The 17,919-nt window shown below is 40.3% G+C and carries 13 protein-coding genes; 12 read left to right on the forward strand and 1 reads right to left on the reverse strand.

The genetic code is table 11. The annotated features are described in order from the left end of the window. Positions 1-14 precede the first annotated feature (14 nt). Positions 15-1,742 carry a nitrate/nitrite two-component system sensor histidine kinase NarX gene (narX, locus tag M1F14_RS05975; RefSeq protein ID WP_048605964.1) on the reverse strand — a complete coding sequence of 576 codons (1,728 nt, stop codon included), beginning with the start codon at positions 1,740-1,742 and terminating at the stop codon, positions 15-17. A 331-nt stretch (positions 1,743-2,073) separates the two neighbouring features. On the opposite strand from narX, the gene M1F14_RS05980 reads away from it, so the two are divergent. The 12 genes from M1F14_RS05980 to M1F14_RS06035 all read left to right on the forward strand — a co-directional run bounded on the left by M1F14_RS05980 (position 2,074) and on the right by M1F14_RS06035 (position 17,918). Further along, entirely contained in the window at positions 2,074-3,477 is a 1,404-nt protein-coding gene (locus M1F14_RS05980; RefSeq protein WP_042845590.1) for a NarK family nitrate/nitrite MFS transporter, read from the forward strand. A gap of 69 nt (positions 3,478-3,546) precedes the next feature. Further along, on the forward strand, positions 3,547-7,308 hold the full coding sequence (locus tag M1F14_RS05985) for a nitrate reductase subunit alpha (RefSeq protein ID WP_042845588.1): 3,762 nt from the start codon (positions 3,547-3,549) through the stop codon (positions 7,306-7,308). Beyond that, positions 7,308-8,849 (forward strand): nitrate reductase subunit beta, encoded by a 1,542-nt coding sequence (narH, locus tag M1F14_RS05990; RefSeq protein ID WP_042845586.1) that lies wholly within the window; start codon positions 7,308-7,310, stop codon positions 8,847-8,849. Before M1F14_RS05985 ends, narH begins: the two co-directional genes overlap by 1 nt. Then, positions 8,846-9,568: a nitrate reductase molybdenum cofactor assembly chaperone gene (gene narJ, locus M1F14_RS05995; RefSeq protein WP_048605970.1), complete on the forward strand. Its 723-nt coding sequence runs from the start codon at positions 8,846-8,848 to the stop codon at positions 9,566-9,568. Before narH ends, narJ begins: the two co-directional genes overlap by 4 nt. Next, positions 9,565-10,242, forward strand: a complete 678-nt coding sequence (gene narI / locus M1F14_RS06000) for a respiratory nitrate reductase subunit gamma (RefSeq protein WP_042845582.1) — start codon at positions 9,565-9,567, stop codon at positions 10,240-10,242. The genes narJ and narI overlap by 4 nt, the downstream gene beginning before the upstream one ends. A gap of 1,377 nt (positions 10,243-11,619) precedes the next feature. Further along, a complete protein-coding gene (locus tag M1F14_RS06005; protein WP_042845562.1) occupies positions 11,620-12,147 on the forward strand; it encodes a fimbrial protein in 528 nt (175 codons plus the stop codon). Between the two features lie 79 nt (positions 12,148-12,226). Next, a complete protein-coding gene (locus tag M1F14_RS06010; RefSeq protein ID WP_048605971.1) occupies positions 12,227-12,778 on the forward strand; it encodes a fimbrial protein in 552 nt (183 codons plus the stop codon). Positions 12,779-12,798: 20 nt separating this feature from the next. After that, on the forward strand, positions 12,799-15,489 hold the full coding sequence (locus M1F14_RS06015) for an outer membrane usher protein (RefSeq protein WP_071548645.1): 2,691 nt from the start codon (positions 12,799-12,801) through the stop codon (positions 15,487-15,489). A gap of 34 nt (positions 15,490-15,523) precedes the next feature. Next, positions 15,524-16,276, forward strand: a complete 753-nt coding sequence (locus tag M1F14_RS06020; RefSeq protein ID WP_042845559.1) for a fimbria/pilus periplasmic chaperone — start codon at positions 15,524-15,526, stop codon at positions 16,274-16,276. A 13-nt stretch (positions 16,277-16,289) separates the two neighbouring features. After that, positions 16,290-16,871, forward strand: coding sequence for a fimbrial protein (locus M1F14_RS06025; RefSeq protein WP_071548644.1), 582 nt, complete (start codon positions 16,290-16,292; stop codon positions 16,869-16,871). Next, positions 16,864-17,421, forward strand: a complete 558-nt coding sequence (locus tag M1F14_RS06030; protein WP_181468785.1) for a fimbrial protein — start codon at positions 16,864-16,866, stop codon at positions 17,419-17,421. The genes M1F14_RS06025 and M1F14_RS06030 overlap by 8 nt, the downstream gene beginning before the upstream one ends. 8 nt (positions 17,422-17,429) lie before the next feature. Then, on the forward strand, positions 17,430-17,918 hold the full coding sequence (locus M1F14_RS06035) for a fimbrial protein (RefSeq protein WP_181468784.1): 489 nt from the start codon (positions 17,430-17,432) through the stop codon (positions 17,916-17,918). Position 17,919: the final 1 nt, after the last annotated feature.

Here is a 17,919-nt window from a genome sequence, read left to right on the forward strand (position 1 = left end):
TTGCTCCAATTTGGTTAAGACACACTCACAGGGAATATGACATTAACAATGGTTCCCCCTTGAGCTCTTGGGGTAATAGAATATTCCCCGTTTAAGCTTAGGGCTCTTTCTCTCATAATAATCAGCCCATAATGATTATTTTTTGCAGGCTGAAGTTGAATGCCTTCCCCATTATCTTCAATCATTACCGTAATTAGCCCTGCATTTTCGACTAATGAAACCTGAGACCAATTAGCATTAGCGTGCTTTAGGATATTACTCAAGGCTTCTCGAATTATTTGTATAATATGGATAGCTTGATGTGGTGAAATACTTTTTGCTGGGATCTGATAATTTAAACCAATGTCAAAACCAATGCGTTGGCTAAATTCTTGAATAGTGCTCTCTAAAGAGGGCAGTAACCCAGGCTCTGTTAGTTTTAACCTAAAGGTTGTGAGTAATTCACGTAATTGGCTATAAGCCGAGTTAATTTCATTGCGCATTTCATGAAGTAAATCTTGATGCTGTTTGGGGAGTGGTCCGGGTTGCATTTGCAGGTAGCTAATTTGCATTTTTAAACAAGATAATGATTGGGCAATAGAATCATGCAGTTCTCTTGCGATAGCGGAACGTTCATCCATAATGAGCAATTGTTGCTGTTGTTCTAGTTGGTGCTCCATCGCTAACATACCCGCGATTTGCTTTACTAGCATGAGAACTAAATTATTTTGTTCATCAGATAATTGCTGATCTATTGCGATCTCCGCCAATATCACACCGTAACGGTGTAAGTTATCGGAGATATCCCAAGACATTATTGTTGTGGGTTGTATGGTTTCTGGTGATAGAAGGCCGCCACAATGGAATTCATGAAAGCAACGGTCATTATCTTCTTCATATAATCGTAAACTAATATTTTGTAATGGTGTTAGGTTCTTGAGTTCAACCAAGACTTTTTCTAATCGGTTTGCTAATGGTTCAATGGAATGTAATATGCGATTAGATTGATACAAATACAGTAGTACTTTGTTTTTACTTTGGAGATCGGCGGTTTTTTCTTCGACACGTGATTCTAGCTGGTGGTAACTTTGTGCTAACTCGTCTGACATTTGGTTTAAAGTTTGCCCAAGGGAGCTTAATTCATCTTGTTTTTTACCCGCAGAAAAACGCTGACTAAAGTCCTTATGGCTAATGGCATTGACCATATTTAATAGTTTCAGCCAAGGGTAGTAAATTTTTTTTCTAAGATGGCATATGGTAAGTAAAAGTAGAAATGCGACGAGGGCAATAAAAACCATTTGTGTTATTGAGACATAAGTTATTTTTCTCTCTGTTTTTTCATCAATATTACGGACTAACTCGTCGAGTTTATTAACAAACGTAATGACTTCAAAGCGGGCATCATTTGGTGACGTTGCATTAATAAGTGCGGGTTTTAAATTTGTTTCCCAATAATGATAAAGCTGAGTAAATTGGTCTGTTAAATTTTCTACCTCGATCACTTGAGTTAATTCTTGGCTTAATAAGTTGTTTTCGAGTTCGTTTAAATAGGTATCGGAATATGGGGTTAATGGGGTGAGAGAAAGCAAATGGTAACTTTGCATTCGTAATGCGCCTGATTTATTAATTGCGTGAGCATTTCCTTGAACGCTGGTAATCATGCTATTAGAAATAGCCATGCCAATAATACCGAGTACGGCAATCAATAGCATTAACCCGATGACTTGGTTAATGATTGAAAATCGGTGATAAGTCGTTGGCATAAATAATTCGTTCCTTTTTATTTGGTTATTCATTCTTTTCTATAACGTGGGTATTGTTCCTCTATTGTGCAAAATTGAATATGCCACTTCGGTGTTACTCCTTAATATCCCGCTGAGTCATTTCGCCTAAATTCAAACAGTAAAAACGGCCATTTAACGAATTTTATTTATTTAATTCAAATGATTAAATGGTTGTACTCCCCATACTCCTCTGGTGGTTTATCCAAAAAACACACAAAATTTGATTTAAATCTGTCTTGATTTAGATCAGCTTCGCGGCGACATATTCGCCACACACTGCGATAAGAAATTGTGTTTATCGGGGTGATTTATGTCTCAACGAGATAATGTTAATAGTGGAGTTGCACAGCAAAATGCCAATAGTGTTATTCAGGACTGGCGTCCTGAAGAAACGCAATTTTGGCAGCAAACAGGAAAACGAATTGCAGAGCGTAATTTGTGGATTTCTATCCCTTGTTTGTTGCTCGCATTTTGCGTTTGGATGTTATTTAGTGCCGTTGCAGTGAATTTAAACAAAGTGGGTTTTAACTTTACCACTGACCAATTATTTTTATTAACAGCATTGCCTTCAGTGTCAGGGGCTTTATTACGAGTACCTTATTCTTTTGTTATTCCTATTTTTGGTGGGCGACGCTGGACAGCCATTAGTACGCTATTTTTGGTGATCCCTTGTATTTGGCTTGGCTACGCTATCCAAGACCCAACTACGCCTTATCAAATATTTGTCATTATTTCCCTTCTTTGTGGTTTTGCTGGGGCTAATTTCGCATCGAGCATGGCGAATATCAGTTTCTTTTTCCCAAAAGCGCGTCAAGGGGGAGCACTAGGTCTGAATGGGGGGTTAGGTAACTTAGGTGTAAGCGTAATGCAATTGGTAGCACCATTTATCGTCGGGGTGGGTGTTTTTGCCTTTGCGGGTGGAACTGGGGCATTACAGCCCGATGGTTCAACCTTATGGCTAGAAAATGCCGCTTGGGTTTGGGTGCCATTTTTATTGTTATTTACAGTGATGGCATGGTTTGGCATGAATGATTTAGCGGCGAATAAAGCGTCATTAAAACAGCAATTGCCAGTGCTTAAACGCGGCCATTTATGGATTTTGAGCCTGTTGTATCTTTCTACCTTCGGTTCATTTATCGGTTTTTCTGCTGGTTTTGCCATGCTTTCTAAAACCCAGTTTCCCGACATTATTATCCTCAAATTTGCCTTTTTTGGCCCTTTCCTTGGTGCATTAGCTCGTCCATTAGGCGGCATGCTGTCAGACCGCTTTGGTGGAGTCAAAGTGACTTTCCTTAACTTTATTGTGATGGCGATTTTCTCTGGTTTGCTATTTTTTACCCTACCTGAAAACGGACAAGGTGGTTCTTTTGGTGCTTTTTATGGGGTGTTTATGGTGCTGTTTTTAACCGCTGGGTTAGGCAGTGGCTCTACTTTTCAAATGATAGCCGTGGTCTTTCGTAAATTAACTATGGATAAAGCCATTGCCCGAGGTGCTTCAGAGCAAGAAGCACAAAAAGAAGCAGTAACAGAAAGTGCCGCAGCATTGGGTTTTATCTCAGCAATAGGCGCCATCGGTGGTTTCTTTATTCCAAAAGCGTTTGGGACCTCCTTAACGTTGACTGGGTCTCCCGCCGATGCAATGAAAGTGTTCTTTGTGTTTTATCTTTCCTGTGTGTTTATCACCTGGCTAGTTTATGGGCGTACACATAAATAATAACAAGCAATAAAGATTAATTTTAAGCAATGTACGGCGCGAGTCGCCGTCTCTTTGGAGGCAATCCGAATGAGCAAGTTTTTAGATAGATTTCGTTATTTCAAGCAATTAGGTGATACCTTCTCAGGTGAACACGGCCAAGAGTTAAACGTAAACCGTGACTGGGAAAATGGTTATCGTAGCCGTTGGCAGCACGATAAAGTGGTGCGCTCTACTCATGGCGTTAACTGCACAGGTTCTTGCAGTTGGAAAATTTACGTCAAAAATGGTCTTGTCACGTGGGAAACACAACAAACTGATTATCCTCGCACTCGCCCAGATCTACCCGACCATGAACCAAGAGGCTGCCCGCGTGGCGCGAGCTATTCATGGTATTTATATAGTGCTAATCGCGTGAAATATCCGATGATGCGTAAGCGCTTACTTAAACTGTGGCGCGAAGCAAAAGCTGAACATCAAGACCCTGTCAATGCATGGCTTTCTATCATCAGTGATCCGCAAAAGGCGCAAAGCTATAAGCAGGCGAGGGGACGCGGGGGCTTTGTGCGTTCAAGTTGGCAAGAGGTGAATGAACTGATTGCCGCAGCAAATGTGGCAACTATCAAGGAGTTTGGTCCCGATCGCATTGTCGGGTTCTCTCCAATACCTGCGATGTCAATGGTTTCTTATGCGTCGGGAGCGCGCTATTTATCGTTGATCGGTGGTGCATGTTTGAGCTTCTACGACTGGTACTGTGACTTGCCGCCTGCATCCCCCATGACGTGGGGTGAACAAACAGACGTACCAGAATCCGCTGACTGGTATAACTCGTCTTATATTATTGCTTGGGGATCTAATGTTCCGCAAACTCGGACCCCAGATGCCCATTTCTTTGCAGAAGTACGTTATAAAGGAACAAAAACGGTCGCAGTGACGCCAGACTACGCGGAAATTGCCAAATTATGTGACCATTGGTTGAACCCGAAACAAGGGACAGATAGCGCCATGGCAATGGCGATGGGGCATGTGATCCTCAATGAATTCCATGTCAAGCGTGAAGCCGAGTATTTCCGTGAATATATACGCACATATACGGATATGCCAATGCTGGTTATGCTCGATAAACGTGATGATGGCTCTTATGTGGCAGGCCGGATGCTGCGAGCATCTGACTTAGTTGATTCTTTGGGAGAAGAAAAAAACGCCGAATGGAAAACTATCGCCTTTGATGAAGAAACAGGCGAATTGTGTGCACCACAAGGGTCGATGGGGTTTCGTTGGGATGGTAGTCAGAAATGGAATCTAGAACCTAGGGCAGGGCAAGATGCTCATGACATTAAAATGAAACTTAGCCTTGCAGATATGCATGATGAGTTGGTGAATGTAGGGTTCCCGTATTTTGGTGGTTTAGAAAGTGAACATTTCCAAAGCGTTGAACTGAAAGACGTCTTACTGCACAAATTACCCGCGAAACGTATTCAGCTGTCCGATGGTCGTGAGTCTTTGGTGACCAGTGTCTATGATTTGATGCTTGCTAACTATGGTATCGACCGCGGGTTTGGTGATGAAAACTGTGCGGTTGATTACGATGATATGAAAGCCTATTCACCTGCTTGGGCGGAAAAAGTCACCGGTGTTAGCCGCCAAAATATTATTCGTATTGCCCGTGAATTTGCAGATACCGCTGAGAAAACCCATGGCCGTGCGATGGTGATTGTGGGGGCAGGGATTAACCATTGGTATCACATGGATATGACCTACCGTGCGATTATCAACATGTTGATCTTCTGTGGTTGTGTTGGGCAAAGCGGCGGCGGCTGGTCACATTATGTTGGGCAGGAAAAATTACGTCCACAAACAGGTTGGTTGCCATTAGCATTTGGACTTGATTGGCAGCGTCCACCACGCCATATGAACAGCACGTCATTTTTCTATAATCACTCAAGCCAATGGCGCTATGAAACGGTAAGTACTGAGGAATTATTATCGCCTTTAGCAGATAAAAAAGCCTTTAATGGTAGCTTGGTGGATATGAACGTACGTGCCGAACGTATGGGCTGGCTACCCTCAGCACCCCAGTTGAATGTGAACCCACTGAAGATTGCCAAACAAGCACAAGAAGCGGGGCTTTCTCCCGTTGATTTTACTGTTAACCAGTTGAAAGAAGGAAATATCCGCTTTGCTTCGGAACAACCGGATGACTCACAAAATTTCCCTCGCAACTTGTTTATTTGGCGCTCTAACTTACTTGGTTCTGCTGGGAAAGGTCATGAATATTTATTGAAATATTTATTGGGAACTGAAAACGGTATTCAAGGCAAAGACTTAGGTCAACAAGGTGGCGTAAAACCACAAGAAGTTGAATGGCAAGATAAAGCTGCTGAAGGAAAAGTTGACCTTGTTGTGACATTAGATTTCAGAATGTCGAGTACTTGCTTATTTTCTGATGTCATTCTCCCTACAGCGACGTGGTATGAAAAAGACGATATGAATACATCAGATATGCATCCGTTTATTCATCCGTTGTCAGCTGCTGTTGACCCAGCTTGGGAATCAAAAAGCGATTGGGAAATCTATAAGGGTATTGCTAAAGCCTTCTCGGCGGTTAGTGAGGGGCATTTAGGTCAGGAAATCGATGTGGTGACTCTGCCTATTCAGCACGATAGTGCGGCAGAAATGGCCCAAGCTTTGGATGTTAAAGATTGGAAAAAAGGCCAGTGTGACCTGATCCCAGGTAAAACAGCACCGCATATTATGTGTGTTGAACGTGATTATCCAAGTACTTATGCACGCTTTACCTCTCTTGGTCCACTCATGGATAAATTGGGTAATGGGGGTAAAGGCATCAATTGGAATACACAAGATGAAATTGATTTCCTGAAAAAATTAAATAAAACCCAGCCAGAAGGTGCAAATCAAGGCCGCCCTAAAATTGAAACGGCAATTGATGCTGCAGAGGTCATTCTAACCTTAGCGCCGGAAACCAATGGGCAAGTTGCAGTGAAAGCGTGGGATGCGTTAGGTAAGGTGACTGGGCGTGACCACACCCATTTAGCGCGTTATAAAGAAGATGAAAAAATCCGTTTTCGCGATATTGTTGCACAGCCACGTAAAATTATTTCCAGCCCCACATGGTCAGGCTTAGAAGATGAACATGTGTCTTACAATGCTTGCTATACCAATGTTCATGAAATGATCCCTTGGCGTACGCTAAGTGGTCGCCAACAACTTTATCAAGACCATGAATGGATGCGTGCTTTCGGGGAAAGCCTCGTCGTGTATCGCCCACCAATTGATACGCGGGCGGCTCAGCCATTAATGGGCAAAAAGCCTAATGGCTTCCCTGAAAAAGCACTGAATTTCTTAACTCCGCACCAAAAATGGGGTATCCACTCAACTTATAGTGACAATTTATTGATGTTGACATTAGGGCGTGGTGGGCCAGTGGTTTGGCTTAGCGAAGAAGATGCCCGCGAACTGGGTGTTGAAGATAACGATTGGATTGAAGCGTTTAACAGTAATGGTGCATTAACCGCCAAAGCGATCGTTAGCCAACGTATTCCTGATGGCATGATCATGATGTATCACGCCCAAGAACGGTTGATCAACTTACCCGGGTCTGAAATTACGGCTCAACGTGGCGGAATTCATAACTCTGTCACGCGTGTTTGCCCGAAACCGACCCATATGATCGGCGGCTATGCGCACCTTGCTTATAGCTTTAATTACTACGGAACCGTGGGTTCTAATCGTGATGAATTTGTGGTTGTTCGTAAAATGAAACAGGTTGACTGGCTGGATGGTGAAGGTGATGACTACCAGCAGACCTTGAGCGGAAAGGAGAAAGCATAATGAAAATTCGTTCTCAAGTCGGCATGGTATTAAACCTTGATAAGTGTATTGGTTGTCACACTTGTTCAGTGACCTGTAAAAACGTGTGGACCAGCCGCGAAGGTGTTGAATACGCTTGGTTTAATAATGTCGAAACTAAACCGGGTATTGGTTATCCCCATAATTGGGAAGATCAGGACAAATGGAAAGGCGGTTGGATCCGTACTATCAAAGGTAAATTAGTGCCGCGAATGGGTAACAAAGTTGGGGTTTTATCCAAAATTTTTGCCAATCCCGATGTCCCTGCATTAGATGATTATTATGAGCCATTTGATTATGACTATGGCCATTTAAAAAATGCCAAAGAAGGTAAACATGTGCCAACGGCACGTCCGCGCTCTTTGATCACGGGCGAGCGAATGAGCAATGTAAAAATGGGCCCCAATTGGGAGGATGATCTGGGAGGCGAGTTTTCTAAACGTGCACAAGATAAAAACTTTGAGCACATTCAGAAGGAAATGTATGGGCAGTTTGAAAATACCTTCATGATGTATTTACCTCGTCTTTGTGAACACTGTTTGAACCCTGCTTGTGTGGCCACGTGCCCAAGCGGTGCCATTTATAAGCGTTCTGAGGATGGCATTGTACTGATTGATCAAGATAAATGCCGCGGCTGGCGTATGTGTTTAACTGGTTGCCCATATAAAAAAATCTATTTCAATTGGAAAAGCGGTAAGTCAGAAAAATGTATTTTTTGTTATCCACGCATTGAGTCTGGGATGCCAACTGTTTGCTCTGAAACCTGTGTTGGTCGCATCCGTTATTTAGGCGTGTTGTTATATGACGCAGATAAAATTGAGTCAGCAGCTAGTGTGGAAAAAGAGACCGATCTTTATCAAAGCCAGTTGGATGTTTTCTTAGATCCCCATGATCCGCAAGTGATTGCTGAGGCTGAAAAACAAGGGATACCATTGAGCGTGATTGAAGCTGCACAAAAATCCCCAGTGTACAAAATGGCAATGGAATGGAAGTTGGCACTGCCATTACACCCTGAATATCGTACATTGCCGATGGTTTGGTATGTGCCGCCTTTGTCACCCATTCAATCTGTTGCAGATTCAGGGCTATTGGCAAGTAATGGGGTATTACCCGATGTAGAAAGCTTGCGCATTCCTGTGCAGTACCTTGCCAATTTATTAACGGCGGGGGACACCGAGCCGGTATTATTAGCACTGAAACGGATGTTGGCGATGCGCCATTATAAACGTGCAGAAACCGTTGAAAACCAATGTGATACTAGTGCACTAGAGCAAGTGGGTTTAACTGAATCACAGGCTCAAGAAATGTACCGTTATTTGGCGATTGCGAATTATGAAGACCGTTTTGTGATCCCATCTAGTCACCGTGAATTAGCACGTGAAGCTTTCCCTGAAGCTAAAGCTTGTGGTTTTAGCTTTGGTGACGGTTGCCATGGTAGTGATAGCAAAACAAATCTGTTTAACAGTAAACGTATTGATGCCATTGATATCACACCAAAAACAACACAGGAGAAAGCACTATGATGACGTTAAAAGTGATTTCTCGTTTATTAGAATACCCTTCAGAGGCGCTTTGGTTACATCGTGATGAACTGATTGAGGCATTAGAACAAGCAGATGAATTACCGATAACTCGGGCGATCCAATTGATGATGTTTGTACGTGAATATCTTAATGAAGAATTGTTGGATATGCAGGCGCAATATTGTGAATTATTTGATAGAGGCCGGGCAACATCATTATTGTTATTTGAGCATGTTCATGGCGAGTCTCGTGACCGTGGCCAAGCTATGGTCGATTTAATGGCGCAATATCAACAATATGGTTTACAGATTGATTGCCGCGAACTTCCTGATCATTTACCTATTTATTTGGAGTATCTCACGGTCTTACCCACAACAGAGACCGTTGGCGGTTTACAGGATATCGCCCCTATTTTAGCGCTCCTTGGTGCAAGGCTGAAGCAACGTGAAAGTCGTTTTGCCACATTGTTTGAAGTATTACTCGAATTATCAAATAGTGAAATTGCCACCGAGCAATTAACCGAAAAAGTGGCTTTGGAAGCGCGTGATGATACTCCACAAGCACTGGATGCAGTTTGGGAAGAGGAGCAAGTGAAATTTTTTGCTGATGAAAAAAACTGTGGTGGGGAAGTTACTGCCCATCAACATCGTTTTGCCAATGCCGTCACCCCACAATACTTGGATCTCGGCTCTAGCAGCCATGTAGGAGTGCAAAAATGAATTTTCTCAATCAATTTTTCTTCGACATCTATCCATATATTGCTGGTACTGTGTTTATTGTGGGTAGTTGGTTGCGTTATGACTATGGGCAATATACGTGGCGAGCAGGTTCTAGCCAAATGCTCGATAAGAAAAACATGCGCTTAGCATCAAATTTATTCCACGTGGGTATTATTGGTATTTTCGCAGGGCACTTTTTAGGGATGTTAACCCCACATTGGATGTATGAATCTTTCTTGCCAATGCATATAAAGCAATTAATGGCGATGATTGGTGGGGGCGCTGCAGGTGTGATGATGTTAATTGGTGGCGCGATGCTATTGAAACGCCGATTGACTAACCCTCGTATTCGCGCAACATCTTCTTTTGGTGACATCATGATTATGGTGTTGCTAGTGGTACAAGTGTGTTTAGGGTTACTGACTATTCCATTTTCAGCGCAACATATGGATGGTAGCGAGATGTTGAAACTTGTGGGATGGGCGCAGTCCATTGTGACATTCCATTGGGGGGCTTCAAATTACCTTGAAGGCGTTGGTATCGTGTTCAAGCTGCATATTGTGTTGGGGATGACGATATTTTTACTCTTCCCATTCTGCCGTTTAGTGCACATTTGGAGTGCACCTATCGAATACCTGACTCGTCGGTATCAATTGGTGAGAAATCGCCATTAAGTTCAGGCTTCACAAGGATGTGAGCCAGTACATTGCTCTTGTGTAACTTGTTCTTATATCAACAACAAATGTGGCCATTTTGGCACCCCATCTCATATGAGATGGGGTTTTTTGTTTGTGTTTTATTTGCTCTCTACTTTAAATCCATTCAATCGTTAGCGTATTGATGATAATAGAGAAATCCTATTGAACAAGTAAGCCTCTTTATAATACTTATAATTACTTAATTTGATGTATATTAAAGGTTCAATGTGATTAGCTTATAATATGTGTTTAAGGTTAGGTAATGAAATAATCATGACTTATAAAGTAAGTTACGTGTTTTTTCTTAGTTGTGATAATATGTATTAATGATTTCTGATATTTTTATCATGTAACTATTAATTAATATATAAACATTACGCCTATCTGTTGTTTTATATATTATGTGGTAGTGAGATGAAACTAATTAAATTAAGTAATTTCATTATAAAATTTTAAGCTAAAATAGAGTATTTTAAATTTTCACTAATAAAGATATAGTAATAATGTATCATATATGATTGTGAGAAATTACTTTTAATTACTTTTAATTACTTTTTGATAAGCCTTGTAACATATTTAATTTATCTTAAATATTAATCCTATCCTTTAATTTGACATGGTGTTAATTTTTTGTTCTAAAGTTACATACCTAATAATCTATGTAATTTTATACTGAATTGTTTCCTGTTATATATTTTATTTAGTACTTGTTTTCTTTGTTATTTGATTTAACTTGTTGATTTTATTTTTACTTTTTTTTGTTTTATTTGCGTTGGTAAATGTGACAAAAAGTAAAAATAGAAATATTATGAAATTATTTTATTTATGATTTTGAGATGTTTCTCATTAATTATTATGCGATATAAATATCGTTTTAATTTACTTAACTTCTCTATAATTTAACTTTTTCTTTAACAGCATTTTTTTTCACTAATGAAAACCTGTTTTATGAGTATAAAAAACTTTATTAATAATATTTGGGTTTATTTTGTGTTTTTTTAATGAAAAAACTACGGTTCAATTAGATTTGTTATATCAATTTATCCTATTGCAGTGTATTAATTAGTGTGTTTTTTTTGAATATTATATATATATCACCAGCTTACGGGTAAAGTTATTAATTAAACCTGAAATTTGACATAACTAAAATGAGGTATAATAATGGCGACGTATTGATACGTTGCTTAATTATTCATTTTATTAATGGAGTTCGATAAAAGGGAATAATTCTCGGTATCAATTTTTTAATGTTTACTTATCAAACATATTTTAAGAAAAAATTAAAATAATCGGATTAATGATAACTCATTATTTTAATTTGTGTTGTCTTTTTATCTAATGGAAATGTATAAAATGAAATTAAATAAACTTGCTTTAGTATTAGGTTTAGGTATGGCTGTTGTTGCTGGTTCTGCAGCTGCAAACCAAGGCTCAGGTGTTATCAATTTTAAAGGTTCTGTCATTGATGCTCCTTGCTCAATCCCTAGTGAGTCTTTAAATTTAGAAGTTGGTTTAGGTGCTATCTCTACTGCTGCATTAAAAGATGGCGGTAAAGGTATTGCCAGCGATTTCAAAATTGAGTTAGAGCAGTGCGACATTTCAGTTATGAAATCTGTACAAACTACATTCACTGGTACTCCAAGTACATCTGTGCCTGATGGTTTAGCTATCGTTGGTACTGCGAAAAACGCAGGTATCGTTATTACTGATGCTAACGGTGACAAAATCAAGTTAGGTGAGAAATCTCCATCTCAAGTTTTATTCTCTGGTAAAAATACTCTGAACTTCCAAGCGTATTTACAAGGCGATGCAGACCAAGCTAAACCTGCAACACCAGGTGAGTTTACTGCAATTGCAACATTTGCACTGAGCTACCAGTAATAAGTATTGCCCGTACAAGGATGTATGGGCCTTAATTTTAATGAATTGTAATAGGTCATTAAGTTGAAATGGAGTCACTATGAATCACTTTGGCATATTTGTCATGGTGCTTTCAGGAATGATATTTGCCCCAATAGCAAGTGCGCAAAGTCAAATTTCTCGGGCACAAAACCAGTTTGAAGGAACTGTGACGATGGACGGCTCAATCATTGAAAGTCCTTGTGCAATTGATGCAGACAGCCGAGATCAATCAGTTAGCATAACGACTGTACCAGTTAGCCAAATAATTCATGACAGAGAAAGCCCCGCAAGTAATTTCTCTATTCATCTGATTAATTGTGTTCTAACGCCGGTAACGCCTGGAAGCTCCAATTGGCAAACTTTCAATATTACATTTGATGGCCCGACAGATAGTCGCAATTTTGATGTTTTCGGACATGCAAATGGGTTATCAATAAAAATTTCTGACATGGCTGGAAATATTGCTATACCTGGGAAACCTATGCCTAGCTTACCCATAACTGTGGGTGATTCTATTCTGCATTATAACGTTCGAGTCGTGCCAAATAATAAGCGTTTAAAACCAGGAAACTATCAGACTACTATCCGTTTTAAGATGGATTATTACTGAGTTATTACTAAGGGACTATTATGGCTCTGCTATTTAAAAGTAAAAATAAAGTATTTAATAACTCAGTAAGTTATTTTTTAACGCCAGTTGCTACTATGGTGTTTATAGCCATTGCTCAGCTAAATTTAGCTAATGCAAATAATGATAGTATTGAGTTTAATACGGATGTTTTAGATATTCAGGACAGAGAAAATATTTCCTTAAATGAATTCTCTCGTGTTGGTTATGTTATGCCAGGAACATATCCATTTAAGATTAACTTAAATGGCCGTGATCTATCGGAAACTTTTGATATTACTTATATTGCTGACCCTAATGACGAGAGTATTTCTAGACCTTGTTTAACACCTGATATCGTTAACCATATTGCTTTACGTAGTGAGTGGAAGAAAAAGATCCAGTTTGATAATAAGGGGAAATGTTTAATCTCAGAAAGTGTTCCAGGTATGACTATGCTTGGCTCTTTAGCAAAAGAAACTGTTTCGATTACTATACCTCAAGCATACCTTGAGTATACCTCTGATAACTGGGAGCCACCTTCTCGCTGGGATGAGGGAGTGCCTGCCCTAATTTTTGACTATAACTTGAATGCTAATGTGACAAGACCTGCTGATTCAGCAAATAGCCAGTCGTTAACAGGTAATGGTACGACTGGATTTAACCTCGGTGCTTGGCGTTTTAGGGGGGATTGGCAAGCAAGTTATAATCGTACTAATGGGCAGTCGACTAATCGTACATGGGATTGGAATCAATATTATGCTTATCGTGCAGTAAAGGAATTGAACGCTAAGCTGACGATGGGTGAGCAATTTTTACGTTCAGGGTTATTTGATTCATTCCGTTATCTAGGGGCAAGCTTGGTCTCTGATGAGAGAATGTTGCCGCCAAACTTACGTGGATATGCGCCTGAAGTAACTGGTGTGGCAAAAACGAACGCAAAAGTGATTATCACTCAGCAAGGGCGTGTTATTTATGAAACCCAAGTTGCTCCTGGGCCTTTTCGTATTCAGGATCTAAATGATGCTGTAAACGGTAAGTTAGATGTACGCGTTGAAGAGCAAGATGGTTCCATACAAGAATTCCAAATGAATACCGCCTCTATTCCTTATTTAACTCGTCCAGGCTCTGTGCTGTTTAAGATCGCAGGTGGTCGACCGAATAATATGGAGCATAAAACTGAGGGCCAAGGGTTTGTTACGGGGGAGTTTAGCTGGGGGGTTTCGAACGGTTGGTCATTATTTGGTGGTGCGCTTACTGCAGGTGACTATAACGCATTATCACTGGGGGTTGGTCGAGATTTACTCGCCTTTGGTGCAATCTCATTCGATATTACAGAATCACGCGCAAAACTAAAAACCGAAAACAAAATTTATACAGGTGCTTCTTATCGGTTAAGTTATTCAAAACGCTTTGAAGATTATGACAGTCAGGTCACATTCGCAGGGTATCGATTCTCTGAACGCGACTTTATGAGTATGAATCAATACTTGGATCGTCGCTATAGAGGTGTAGCACTCGATAACAGTAAAGAGTTGTATACGATTACCTTTAATAAGTATTTTACCTCGGCGGATTTGACTGCATATTTGAACTATAGCCATGAGACCTATTGGAATAAACCGGCAGCAAAACGTTATAACCTATCGATTGCTAAATATTTTGATCTTGGTCGTTTTAAAAATATTAACTTAAGTTTAACGGCATTCCGTAACAAGTTTGATAATAGAAATAACGATGATGGCGTCTACATGAATTTATCTATCCCTTGGGCAGATAGAGCTTCAATTAGTTATAACAATATGATTACGAAAGATGGCAACTCACATACTGTCAGTTATTTCGATTCAGTTGATGACAAGACGAACTATCGTGTTGGAACTGGGGTGAGCAGCCGAGGCCGTGGAACCGTTGATGGTTTCTACACTCGTTATGCTGATTTAGCAACGGTTACCGCCAGTACAAGTTATATCAATGGTGATACCTCTTCAGCAGCACTTTCTTTGCAAGGTGGGGCTACGGTTACAGGTCACGGTGCGGCATTACACCGTATTAGTACCCCTGGTGGAAGCCGTGTGATGGTAGGCACTGAAGGTGTCAGAAATGTTCCGGTCCAAGGTTTTGGGCCAAATACAGAAACCAATATTTTCGGTAAGGCGGTAGTAGCGGATATCAGTGATTACTATCGTACGAATACCAGAATTGATGTCACTAAATTACCTGAAAATGTAAATGCGATTCGAACATCTCAAACGGTTACGTTAACTGAAGGTGCAGTTGCCTATCGCGAGTTTGAAGTTTTATCTGGCGTGAAAACAATGGTGAGATTAGCTTTAGCGGATGGTAGCTATCCACCATTTGGTGCAACCGTAAGAAATGAGAAGAACAGAGAATTAGGTATCGTGACAGATAACGGCTCTGTTTATATCTCTGGTGTGAATCCAAATGAGGAACTCGATGTTTATTGGGATGGAAGCGTGCAATGTAAAGTCCAAATCCCAGAAAACATTATGAGGGCAGAATTTAACTCATTGTTATTACCTTGTACAAATAGCCCAAGCGTTGAACCCGGTTATCTGCCTGCAAAAACGGTTCCGGTTGGCCAATCGACGCCAGTTTATAAGCCAGTTTCAGCCCAACAAGGTGTGGAGCCTAGCCAGCGCTGGTTATTGAAGCCACCAGATATTGCTTACAGTACAGATTATACCGAGTAACCCGAGCTATTCGATTTTTAAACAGTTGGTACATATGAATATTAAAAAAATTGCATTTTTCACTACAACAATTGCGTTATCTACAGTGCTATGTGGCCAAGCAATAGCGGCCATTGCACTGGATAGAACTCGTATTATTTATAATGGTGCCGAAAAAACCATTAGCTTGACCATTAAGAATGAAAACACGGAGCTACCTTATTTAGCTCAAGGTTGGATTGAAGATATTAATGGTAAAAAAATTGAAAGTCCATTAACGGTATTACCCCCCGTTCAGCGCATAGAGGCTGGGGAAAGCAGCCAAGTTAAAATTCAGTCTCTTCCTGATGTTTCTACATTACCTCAGGATAGGGAGAGTGTTTATTATTTTAACCTGCGTGAAATTCCACCACGTAGTAAGGAACCAAACGTATTACAAATCGCTTTACAAACTCGGATTAAATTATTTTATCGTCCAAAAGCCTTGTATGCGACACGTACGGATTTAGAAAACCCATGGCAGGAAAAGATTACGTTAACCCGTAAAGGTGATACGTATGAGGTAACAAATCCAACCGCTTATTTCGTGACTATTATAGATGCAAGTTCAAAAGTTGGGGGCGATACGATCAAACAATTTGAACCATTAATGGTAGCACCAAAAAGTAACGGAACACTTAAAGGAAGTGCAAGTGCACTGGGTGTAAAGCCTGTTCTGACGTATATCAACGACTACGGTGGTAGGCCTAAGTTGACGTTTGGTTGCACAGGGAAAACTTGCAAAGTTGAGTCTGCAACTGACAGATAACGGGGAATAACGTATGAAAAGGACTCTCCTGTTTAGCGCTATCGTATTTAGCTTTGCACCAGTGATTGCATCTAGTCTTGATAGCTGGAATATCGATGGTTTACATGGAAAATTGACAGTCAATGGCATGATGACAGAAGCACCTTGCACGATGGATGTGACTAATTCAATGCGCCAAGAAGTGTCTCTAGGGGAGATCCCTTCTTACTCATTGCGTAAACCGGGGGATAGGGCGGAACCTGTTTCATTCAATTTAGAATTTAGAAACTGCATTCGTACCGAAAGCCGAATGAGAGATGTTAGAACTGATACACCGCTTTGGGATGCTATGCAACCAGTGATTTCAGTTTCATTTATTGCGGTATCAGACGAACATTTTCCAGAAATGTTGAGTGTAAAAGGTGTTTCAGGATTGGCATTAGAAATTACTGACGCGCAAAGAGAAGATATTAGATTGGGAAGCCAAGGTCGTCCGCAGTTTCTAAACTCACCACAGGGCACGCTTCAGTATTTTGTTACACCAGTGAGAACTCCCGAAAAACTGACGGAAGGAAGTTTCAGCGCCGTAATGGACTTTAAGGTGGATTATGAGTGATTTAAATAAGCAACGATACCTGCTTGCACCATGTCTTGCTGGGATATTTTTTACGTCAATTTCATATGCAGGGTTGCCCGATTCGCGCATGAGTGGATTAGCAAGCGTAAGGAATACAATAACGCCAGGTATGGTAACCATACCCATTACAGGGGTTGTTTTAGCGCCACCACCTTGTGTGATTAATAACAATCAGATTATCAAAATCGATTTTAAAGAAGTGATGAGTACGCGAATCGATGGTTTAGCATACGCAAAACCAGTTAATTATAATATTGATTGTTCTAAAAGACCAACATCACAAATGAAAATGTCTTTAATAGGAAATCCCGCAATATTTGACGTAACGGGAGCAGTAGCAACGAATATTCCAGGGCTAGGGATTGGTTTTCGTTATAACGGGAATAAACTTCATTTAAATGAAGAGATTAAATTTGTTTATCCAAATGCCCCCCAATTTGAAGCGGTACCTGTTCGTGATTTATCGAAACCACTGACTCAAGGTGGAGCTTTTCAAGCTGGCGTTACTATTAAACTCGATTACCAGTGAGGAAAAATATGATGCAAAAAATAATGAAAAAAATTCCTCTGTTAATGAGTTTACTTACTATATCAGTAAGTCCAGCTATGGCTGATGATGTAGAGTTTACTGGCACGTTACTCATACCACCACCTTGTACTGTGTTTGAAAATAAAGTGCATATTATTGAATATAAAGATATTGGTTTACATAAAGTGGATGGTGTCAATTTTACGAAGCCAATTAACTACGCCTTAAAATGTGAAGACAACCTAAAAGGTTGGGATTTAGTGCTAACGATCATTGGGACGCCAACAGATTTTGATAAATCAGCATTACAAACCAATATACCGAATCTTGGCATGCGTATTACACAAAATGGTTTGGGCTTTGAAATAAACAAACCACTTAAAATCGACTATGGACAAGCGCCAATTCTTGAAGTTGTACCAGTAAAAAAATTAGGTGTGACTTTGCCTGAAGGAGGCTTTACCGCAACAGGGACATTGCTAGCGGAGTACCAATAAT

Source organism: Providencia sp. PROV003 (assembly GCF_045040775.1).
In the GTDB taxonomy this organism is placed as follows: Bacteria; Pseudomonadota; Gammaproteobacteria; order Enterobacterales; family Enterobacteriaceae; genus Providencia; species Providencia huashanensis.

Excerpts from the sequence above, each read along its gene's own strand:
- narX (WP_048605964.1), bottom strand. The coding sequence starts at position 1,742 with ATGCCAACGACTTATCACCGATTTTCAATCATTAACCAAGTCATCGGG.
- M1F14_RS05980 (WP_042845590.1), top strand. The coding sequence starts at position 2,074 with ATGTCTCAACGAGATAATGTTAATAGTGGAGTTGCACAGCAAAATGCC.
- M1F14_RS05985 (WP_042845588.1), top strand. The coding sequence starts at position 3,547 with ATGAGCAAGTTTTTAGATAGATTTCGTTATTTCAAGCAATTAGGTGAT.
- narH (WP_042845586.1), top strand. The coding sequence starts at position 7,308 with ATGAAAATTCGTTCTCAAGTCGGCATGGTATTAAACCTTGATAAGTGT.
- narJ (WP_048605970.1), top strand. The coding sequence starts at position 8,846 with ATGATGACGTTAAAAGTGATTTCTCGTTTATTAGAATACCCTTCAGAG.
- narI (WP_042845582.1), top strand. The coding sequence starts at position 9,565 with ATGAATTTTCTCAATCAATTTTTCTTCGACATCTATCCATATATTGCT.
- M1F14_RS06005 (WP_042845562.1), top strand. The coding sequence starts at position 11,620 with ATGAAATTAAATAAACTTGCTTTAGTATTAGGTTTAGGTATGGCTGTT.
- M1F14_RS06010 (WP_048605971.1), top strand. The coding sequence starts at position 12,227 with ATGAATCACTTTGGCATATTTGTCATGGTGCTTTCAGGAATGATATTT.
- M1F14_RS06015 (WP_071548645.1), top strand. The coding sequence starts at position 12,799 with ATGGCTCTGCTATTTAAAAGTAAAAATAAAGTATTTAATAACTCAGTA.
- M1F14_RS06020 (WP_042845559.1), top strand. The coding sequence starts at position 15,524 with ATGAATATTAAAAAAATTGCATTTTTCACTACAACAATTGCGTTATCT.
- M1F14_RS06025 (WP_071548644.1), top strand. The coding sequence starts at position 16,290 with ATGAAAAGGACTCTCCTGTTTAGCGCTATCGTATTTAGCTTTGCACCA.
- M1F14_RS06030 (WP_181468785.1), top strand. The coding sequence starts at position 16,864 with ATGAGTGATTTAAATAAGCAACGATACCTGCTTGCACCATGTCTTGCT.
- M1F14_RS06035 (WP_181468784.1), top strand. The coding sequence starts at position 17,430 with ATGATGCAAAAAATAATGAAAAAAATTCCTCTGTTAATGAGTTTACTT.